This window comes from Dyella choica, from assembly GCF_003977665.1.
Taxonomy (GTDB): Bacteria; Pseudomonadota; Gammaproteobacteria; order Xanthomonadales; family Rhodanobacteraceae; genus Dyella_B; species Dyella_B choica.
Genome location: NZ_RYYV01000062.1, coordinates 1 through 1,616 on the forward strand (window position 1 = coordinate 1; position 1,616 = coordinate 1,616).

Genomic DNA, 1,616 nt, shown 5'->3' on the forward strand with positions numbered 1-1,616 from the left:
CGGCATGGCGGCACCTCCGCTTGAGGGATGCCGCCATGCTCGCCCTACCTCTGCTCACCTACTGAGACTCGACGCTAATCAAGCTGCTTGCAGGGGCGGGTCGGGGTGGGGTTGTACGAGCTTGCTGCACTGTTTGCGTTCACCGCGAGATTGCTTCACCCCACCCCAGCCCTCCCCTACTACACGTAGGGGCGGGAGCAGATACCCGCTGGCTAAGGCATAGCGCTAATCAGGTCCTCTCGCGGGTGGCCGCGCCTGCCCTTCATCCCCTCCTCGAAATCGCGGCTTTTCCCAGGCCACAGACTTGGGGCAACATCGCCCCTCAAGTTATTTAAGGGGTGAAATATCACCTCTTAATAAGAGTTACTTTGACACCTCTTATTTCCATCGCTACGCTAACCTCATGAAAAGTCTAGATGACTTGATTTCCAGACATCGCCCTAAAGTTCCGTCCGCCGCCGAATTTCCTCGTCAGGTCGGGGAGCGGATCCGGCGACAGCGGATGGCCTTTCATTGGCGACAGGTCGATTTGGCTGAACGAGCTGGCGTATCGGAAAGCACGATCAAAGCGATGGAAAAGGGTTCGGCCATTTCCTCCGACAACCTTCTGCGATTGCTGCTTGCACTGGGGCATGGCGCTGACGTCTTGAAGATGCTTGATGCCCCCCACTATCCGAATCTTGACGCGCAAGCGCGTTTCTTTGGGAACAAATCGATCTCCGCGCGGACTTTGGCAACGAAACGGGTGCGCCCCAAACTCTAGAGGACACCATACCGATCGATCCCACTTGGCTCGATGCGCGGAAATGGAGAAGTTCCTGTTCGGCGGCGAGGCGAAGAAGCCAGAGGGCTACAAGCCCCCGGAAGACCAGTCTTGACGTAATCCCCCACATCCGATTTAATGAGCGGCTCCCATGTAACGCATGGCAGCATTTGGCCGGGTAGCTCAGTTGGTAGAGCAGGGGATTGAAAATCCCCGTGTCGGCGGTTCGATTCCGTCCCCGGCCACCATCAAAATCAAGCCGTTGCGTGAGAAGGGGCCGAAAGGCCCTTTTCTGTTTTGGCGACAGTGCCCGTACGGTGCCCGTTTGCCAAAAAGTTGAAACGGCCGCTGTCTGTTCATCAACCCTTAGTTGAAACGAACAGCTCTTCCTCAGATACTGCACGTAACACACCCGCCACGCCTATGCAGCAGACCAACGCTGTAAGCGCAAATAGGCGGGTTTTTTTTGAGCGCTTGCAGGAGGCAGAGCGATGGTGCAATACACGAAGGGACCTCTCACTTACGTGGCACAGTTGCAACTGCTCCAGCAACGAGGGCTCCAGGTCGCCGACCCTGCGCGTGCAACCTATTACTTAGAGCGCGTCGGCTACTACCGGCTCATGGGCTACCTATTCCTTTTCCGGAAGCCGGAAAGGAACAGAACGGGACGTAGGCAGTTAAAAACGCTTAACTACCTACGTCCCGCTTTCCTGTGCGTCCCGTTTTCCTTTGTGAGGGCGACTTCATCGGCGCCAAGTGTCGTGGTCAAGGTTTTTCGGACACCCCGATAGGGCATATCAGGCGAGGCAGCGCTCGTACTCGTTGGGCGAACGATAGCCTAAGGTGGAGTGAA

The 1,616-nt window shown here is 56.6% G+C and carries 1 protein-coding gene and 1 tRNA gene; both read left to right on the forward strand.

What is annotated here, in order from left to right; all coding sequences use genetic code 11:
• Nucleotides 1–403: 403 nt before the first annotated feature.
• Nucleotides 404–763 (forward strand): helix-turn-helix domain-containing protein, encoded by a 360-nt coding sequence (locus EKH80_RS23675; RefSeq protein ID WP_126687254.1) that lies wholly within the window; start codon nt 404–406, stop codon nt 761–763.
• A gap of 172 nt (nt 764–935) precedes the next feature.
• Nucleotides 936–1,011 (forward strand) — tRNA-Phe (locus EKH80_RS23680).
• Nucleotides 1,012–1,616 lie beyond the last annotated feature (605 nt).

What these genes read in the sequence shown, in the direction of transcription:
- EKH80_RS23675 (WP_126687254.1), top strand. Translation starts at nt 404, where the DNA reads ATGAAAAGTCTAGATGACTTGATTTCCAGACATCGCCCTAAAGTTCCG.